Origin of the sequence: Mesorhizobium waimense (assembly GCF_003601975.1) — a bacterium.
Lineage (GTDB): Bacteria > Pseudomonadota > Alphaproteobacteria > Rhizobiales > Rhizobiaceae > Mesorhizobium > Mesorhizobium waimense.
The window spans coordinates 61707-68340 of record NZ_QZWZ01000032.1; the positions used below are offsets into that span (position 1 = coordinate 61707).

A 6634-nucleotide genomic window follows, 5' to 3' on the forward strand; every position below is an offset into this window, starting at 1 on the left:
AGCGCAAGGGTGGCAGCGCTGTTTCGCTAGTGATACACCTCGCGCGCTGGGCTTGAGTGAATGCCCGGCGGCAATCCGCGAGACCTTTGGCGCGAGGCTAGAACGTGAAGAAATATTCGGTATTCGCCATCGCCCGTGAGGCCATGCGCGGCCACAAGGGCTGGGAAGAGCAATGGTCTTCGCCCGAGCCGAGGAAGGAATATGACGTCATCATCGTGGGCGCCGGCGGCCATGGCCTGGCCACCGCCTATTATCTCGCCACGGTGCACGGCATCACCAATGTCGCGGTGCTGGAAAAGGGCTGGCTCGGCGGCGGCAACACCGGCCGCAACACCACCATCATCCGCTCCAACTACCTCTATGACGAGAGCGCCGGCATATACGACCATGCGCTGAAGCTGTGGGACGGGCTCAGCCAGGAGCTCAACTACAACGTCATGTATTCGGCGCGCGGCGTCATGATGCTCGCCCACAATGTGCACGACATCCAAGTGCTGAAGCGCCATGTCCATGCCAACCGGCTGAACGGCATCGACAATGAATGGCTGACGCCGGAGCAGGCGAAGGAATTCTGCCCGCCGCTCAACATCTCCAAGCAGGCCCGCTATCCGGTGGTGGGCGCCGCCTTGCAGCGGCGCGGCGGCACGGCGCGCCATGATGCGGTGGCCTGGGGCTATGCGCGCGGCGCTTCGGCACGCGGCGTCCACATCATCCAGAATTGCGAAGTCACCGGCGTCAAGCGGGCGGCCAACGGCGCGGTCATGGGCGTCGACACGACGCGCGGCTTCATCGGCGCCAAGAAGGTCGGCGTGGTCGCGGCCGGCCATTCCTCGGTGATCATGAACATGGCCGGCGTGCGCATGCCGCTGGAGAGCTATCCGCTGCAGGCGCTTGTGTCGGAGCCGGTCAAGCCGGTGGTGCCTTGCGTGGTGATGTCGAACACGGTGCACGCCTATATCTCGCAGTCCGACAAGGGCGAGCTGGTGATCGGCGCCGGCACCGACCAGTATGTCTCCTATTCGCAGACCGGCGGCCTGCACATATTGCAGCACACGCTCGACGCCATCTGCGAGATGTTCCCGATCTTCACTCGCATGAAGATGCTGCGTTCGTGGGGCGGCATCGTCGACGTGACGCCGGACCGCTCGCCGATCCTGGCCAAGACGCCGGTCCCGGGCCTCTATGTCAATTGCGGCTGGGGCACGGGCGGCTTCAAGGCGACGCCGGGCTCGGGCCATGTCTTTGCCCATACCATCGCCAAGGACGACCCGCACCCGATCAACGCACCCTTCACCATCGAGCGCTTCCGCACCGGCCGTCTAATCGACGAGGCGGCTGCGGCAGCGGTTGCGCACTGATGATGGCGCAGATGGCTGTCGCGATGCCCCTCGCCGGCGAGCAGGGCCTGTTTCATTTTCCGTCGCCCGAAGAGGTGCGCGTGCAGCCGATCAGCCGCGCCGAAAACGAGACCGGATGGCCGTTTTCCGTCGATGCCGGCGTGCTGGCCTGCGTCTGGAGCGGCCAGAAGGTGGTCAGCTTCCTGGAAAACCGGCCGGCCGATCTTGAGGATAGCCAGACTTTCCAGCCGCGCCACGTCATCGTGACGACCGATCCGGTGCTGCTCACTTTCGGCAACATGGCCGATCGCGAGCTGTTCGGCCCGGCGGCAAGCATTGAGGAACGCATCCGGCAGGTCGCGCCCTTCGCGGCGCTCGGCCAGAAGCTTTGCGACCAACCGGCCGGCGCTCATGTCGGCCACGGCGAATTATAGGAACCAAGCACAATGCTTCTCATCCGCTGCCCCTATTGCGAGGAAGAGCGCCCGGAACTTGAATTCCGCAACGCCGGTGAGGCGCACATTGCGCGCTCGACCAACATGGCCGGCGAGAGCGATGACGATTTCGAAAAATTCTTCTTCATCCGCTCGAATCCCAAGGGTGTCATCTACGAGCGCTGGCGGCACATGCATGGCTGCGCGCGCTTTTTCAACGCCGTGCGCGACACCGTCACCGACAAGTTCTTCATGACCTACAAGGCCGGCGAGCCGAAGCCCGCGAAGTTGCCTGGAGTTGCCAAATGAGCGGCGCGTTCCGCATTCCCGGTGCCGGGCGCCTCAAGCAGGCGAAGACGGCGCGCTTCAGCTTCGACGGCCAGGCTTACGCCGGCGTCGAGGGCGATACACTGGCCTCGGCCTTGCTTGCCAACGGCGTCCATCTCGTCGGCCGCTCGTTCAAGTACCACCGTCCGCGCGGCTTCCTGTCCGCCGGCGCGGAAGAGCCCAATGCGCTTGTCCAGATTGCGCGCGACGATGCGCGCAAGACGCCGAACGTGCGGGCAACCGTGCAGGAGCTCTATGACGGGCTTGCCGCGCAGTCGCAGAACCGCTGGCCGTCGCTTGCCTTCGACGTCGGCGCCGTCAACGACATCGCCTCGCCGCTGTTCTCGGCCGGCTTCTACTACAAGACCTTCATGTGGCCGAAGGCGGCGTGGAAGAGCCTCTACGAACCCAAGATCCGCGCCGCCGCCGGCCTTGGCGTGTCGCCTGACCGGCCCGATCCCGACCATTATTCGGCGCGCTTCGCGCATTGCGACGTGCTGGTGCTGGGTGGCGGTGCCGCCGGCATCGCCGCGGCACTCGCGGCAGCCGAAACCGGCGCCAGCGTTATGCTTGCCGACGAGCAGCCGGAGTTCGGCGGCAGCCTGCGCTTCGAGACCGGCGCCAGGATCGACGGCCAGGACGGTTTTGCCTGGGCTCAAGGTGCAATCGCCAAACTGAAGGCCATGGCCAACGTCCGCGTGCTCGCACGCACGACGGCGTTCGGCTACTACGCGCAGAATTTCGTCGGGCTGGTCGAGCGCGTCAGCGACCATCTGCAGAACCCTGGTCGCGAATTGGCGCGCGAACGGCTGTGGCAGGTTCGCGCCAAACACGTCGTACTGGCGACCGGTGCCATCGAGCGCCATATGGTGTTTGCCGACAATGATCGTCCCGGCATCATGCTGGCTTCCGCCGCGCGTACCTATCTCAATCACTACGGCGTTGCGGTCGGAAAGAATGTCGGCGTCTATACCGCCAACGATTCCGCCTATGCGGCGGCGATCGACCTGAAGAAGGCCGGCGTCAATGTCGCGGCCATCGTCGACCTGCGCGACAACCCGACCGGGCCGGTGATCGACGAGGCAAGGGCGCTCGGCATCGAGATCAATTTCGGCCGCGCGGTGGTCCGCGCCGGCGGCAAATTGCGGGTGAACTCGATGACCGTGCAGCCGAAGAATGGCGGCGGCGAGCGCACTATCCCGGTCGACGCCATCCTGATGTCTGCCGGCTGGACGCCGTCGGTGCATCTGTTTTCGCAATCGCGCGGCAAGGTCGCCTTCAACGACGAGACCAAGCGCTTCGTGCCCGGCACCTATGCGCAGGACTGCGTCTCGGTCGGCGCCTGCAACGGCACCGACGGGCTGTCGGCGACGATCGACGAGGCCTATGCAGCCGGCGCCAAGGCGGCGAAGGACGCAGGCGCCAAAGCCGCCAAGGGTTCGAAGCCGAAAGTCGACGCCGGCGAGAGCTGGTCGCGCGGCATGCTGGGTGCAGCTCCCGGCGCCGGGCCGGACACGACGGTCAAGGCCTTCGTCGATTTCCAGAACGACGTCACCGCCAAGGACATCCGCCAGGCGGTGCATGAAGGCATGCATTCGATCGAACACGTCAAGCGCTTCACCACCAACGGCATGGCGACCGACCAGGGCAAGACCTCCAACATGCACGGCCTGGCGATTGCCGCCGAGACGCTGGGCAAGCCGATCCCACAAGTCGGCCTGACGACGTTCCGCGCGCCGTATACGCCGGTCACTTTCGGCTCGATCGTCGGACACGCGCGGGGGCCGTTGTTCGACCCGACCCGCAGAACCGCGATCCATCCCTGGGCCGAGGCCCAAGGTGCCGTGTTCGAGGATGTCGGCCAATGGAAGCGTGCCTGGTATTTCCCGAAGGGCGGCGAGGACATGCATGCCGCCGTCGATCGCGAATGCGTCGGCGTTCGCAAGACGGCCGGCCTGTTCGATGCCTCTACGCTGGGCAAAATCGAGGTGGTCGGGCCGGATGCCGCCAAGTTCATGGAGTTGCTCTACACCAATCCGTGGGAGAAGCTGGAGCCCGGCCGTTGCCGCTACGGCATCATGCTGCGCGAAGACGGCTTCATCTATGATGACGGCGTCGTCGGCAGGCTGGCGCCGGACCGTTTTCATGTGACGACGACGACCGGCGGTGCGCCGCGCGTCATGCACCATATGGAGGACTATCTCCAGACCGAGTTCCCGCATCTCAATGTCTGGCTGAGCTCGATCACCGAGCAGTGGGCGGTGATTGCCGTGCAGGGACCGAAGTCGCGCGACATCATCGCGCCGCTGGTCGAGGGTATCGACATGTCGGACGAGGCACTGCCGCATATGTCGGTTCGCGAAGGCAAGATCTGCGGCGTGCCGACCAGGCTGTTCCGCATGTCGTTCACCGGCGAGCGCGGCTTTGAGGTCAACGTGCCGGCCGATTACGGCCAGGCGGTCTGGGAAGCGCTGTGGGCCGAAGGCCAGAAGCACGGCGCGGTCGCTTACGGCACAGAGACCATGCACGTGCTGCGCGCCGAAAAGGGCTACATCATCGTCGGCCAGGACACCGACGGCACGGTGACGCCGAACGATGCCGGCCTCGACTGGGCGGTCGGCAAGAAGAAGGCCGACTTCGTCGGCATTCGTGGCTTGGCGCGGCCGGACCTGGTCGCCAAGGGGCGCAAGCAGCTCGTCGGCCTGAAGACCAAGGACCCGAAAGTGGTGCTGGAAGAAGGCGCGCAGATCGTTGCCGACCCGAAGCAGGCGATCCCGATGAAGATGATCGGCCATGTCACCTCCAGCTACTGGTCGGAAAATTGCGGCCGTTCGATCGCGCTGGCGCTGGTTGCCGGCGGCCGCGACCGGATGGGCGAGACGCTCTACGTGCCGATGCCGAACGGTGTGATCGAAGTGGAGGTCACCGGCATGGTGTTCTTCGACGAGAAGGGGGAGCGCCTCAATGGCTAAGGCTGCCACGAAAACCAATGCATCCGCGATGTCGTCCTCGGCAGAGCGCCGTTCGGCGCTTGCCGGGCGCAGCGTATCGGCGACGGGCGTCAGGCTCGAGGTTATGCCGCCAGCCGAACGCATCTCGCTGCGCGCGCCGGAAGCTTCCGTGGCGGCGCTTTCGAAGGCGCTCGGCGTGACCTTGCCGACAAAGCCGAAGACCTCGGCGACAAAGGCCGGCCGCACTGCGCTGTGGCTCGGGCCGGACGAATGGCTGGTCATCGACGAGGCTGGAAAGGATCCGCTCGCCGATTGCGCCAAGGTTACCGCCCTGCATTCGGCGGTCGGCATCTCGCATCGCAACGTCGCCTTTTGCGTCACCGGTCCGGCTGCTGCCGCGGCGATCAATGGCGGCTGCCCGCAGGATCTGTCGCTTGAAGTCTTTCCGGTGGGTGCTGCTTCGCGCACCATCCTGGGCAAATCCGAGATCGTGCTGCTGCGCAGTGCGGCGGATGCCTTCCGGGTCGAATGCTGGCGTTCATTCTCGGACTATGTCTTTACTCTGCTGTCGGAGGCAGCGAGCGACGCGGCAGCGTAGCGCAGGTCAGGAACGTTTGCCGCGCAGGCTCGTTCTGCCTCTTCAGACCGAGGGAGAATGCCGATGCCGTCGAAACCCGTGCCGAAGCCAGCCAGGAAGACGCCGGCCGTCCGCTCGCTCGAACGCGAACGAGATCACGTGGTGAGCGCGGAGGAGGAACTCGAGGAAGGCCTCGAGGACACCTTCCCGGCCAGCGACCCGATATCGATCACCTCGACCTCCATCTCCGGCGCTCCCGCAAGACCCGGCAAGGCCAAGACTGTGGCCGGGCGAAAGCAGCGCAAGAAATAATTCGGCAGGGCAGCGCCCCGACATGAAAACGGGCGGTCAGGTTCTCCTGCCGCCCTTTTCTTCATCCGCATGTTTGAGCCGTCACGGCGCCGTCGACCTTGGGGGGAGAGCGCCGCCGCAGCGGTATCATATCTTTTGCCTGAGCATGATCCCGAAAACCGGTTCCCACTTTTCGGGATCATGCTTTAAGGCTTGTTGAGATTCATCGTGAGTTTATGACGGCAGCAGCAAGATTGATGAAGGCTGCGAAGCTCTGGTCGGTTTTGTCAGCTCGCATGGCGATACGCTTGAATTCCTTGAGTTTGCAGAAGAAATTCTCAATCAGGTGGCGCCATTTGTAGAGTTCCTTGTCGAGCGGCAGAGGAAAAGTCCGACGTGAGTGCTGTGAAATAACGATCTTGGCGCCACGCTCATTGAGGTCGGCAATGATGGTGTTGCTGTCGAAGGCCTTGTCGGCGATTAAGCCGCCGAAACAGACACCATCGATGAGCGGTGCGACACCCACCGTATCGAACCGCTGGCCGGGCAAAAGAACAAAGCGCACAAGATTGCCAAGTGCATCGGTGAGTGCCAGGATTTTGGTTGTCATGCCGCCTTTGGAGCGGCCGATGGCCTGGCTTTGAGTCCCCCTTTTGCGCCCTGTCCATGGCGGTGGACCTTGACGATGGTGGCATCAACCATGGCGTATTCCATGTC

General features: G+C 64.2%; 6 protein-coding genes and 1 pseudogene. 6 read left to right on the forward strand and 1 reads right to left on the reverse strand.

Features of this window, described 5'->3' with window-relative positions; translation table 11 throughout:
• Positions 1 to 104 precede the first annotated feature (104 nt).
• The 6 genes from D3227_RS29390 to D3227_RS29415 all read left to right on the forward strand — a co-directional run bounded on the left by D3227_RS29390 (position 105) and on the right by D3227_RS29415 (position 5938).
• Positions 105 to 1358, forward strand: coding sequence for a sarcosine oxidase subunit beta (locus tag D3227_RS29390; protein ID WP_120017727.1), 1254 nt, complete (start codon positions 105 to 107; stop codon positions 1356 to 1358).
• Positions 1358 to 1771 (forward strand): hypothetical protein, encoded by a 414-nt coding sequence (locus D3227_RS29395; RefSeq protein WP_120017728.1) that lies wholly within the window; start codon positions 1358 to 1360, stop codon positions 1769 to 1771. Before D3227_RS29390 ends, D3227_RS29395 begins: the two co-directional genes overlap by 1 nt.
• 12 nt (positions 1772 to 1783) lie before the next feature.
• Complete coding sequence (locus D3227_RS29400; protein WP_120017729.1) at positions 1784 to 2080, forward strand: sarcosine oxidase subunit delta; 297 nt, start codon at positions 1784 to 1786, stop codon at positions 2078 to 2080.
• Positions 2077 to 5070, forward strand: a complete 2994-nt coding sequence (locus tag D3227_RS29405) for a sarcosine oxidase subunit alpha (RefSeq protein ID WP_120017730.1) — start codon at positions 2077 to 2079, stop codon at positions 5068 to 5070. Before D3227_RS29400 ends, D3227_RS29405 begins: the two co-directional genes overlap by 4 nt.
• Positions 5063 to 5647 carry a sarcosine oxidase subunit gamma gene (locus tag D3227_RS29410; RefSeq protein WP_120017731.1) on the forward strand — a complete coding sequence of 195 codons (585 nt, stop codon included), beginning with the start codon at positions 5063 to 5065 and terminating at the stop codon, positions 5645 to 5647. The genes D3227_RS29405 and D3227_RS29410 overlap by 8 nt, the downstream gene beginning before the upstream one ends.
• Before the next feature lie 63 nt (positions 5648 to 5710).
• Positions 5711 to 5938 carry a hypothetical protein gene (locus D3227_RS29415; protein WP_120017736.1) on the forward strand — a complete coding sequence of 76 codons (228 nt, stop codon included), beginning with the start codon at positions 5711 to 5713 and terminating at the stop codon, positions 5936 to 5938.
• Positions 5939 to 6140: 202 nt separating this feature from the next.
• Here the strand turns inward: D3227_RS29415 and D3227_RS29420 are convergent.
• A pseudogene (locus tag D3227_RS29420) lies at positions 6141 to 6634 on the reverse strand (IS5 family transposase); the annotation flags it as partial.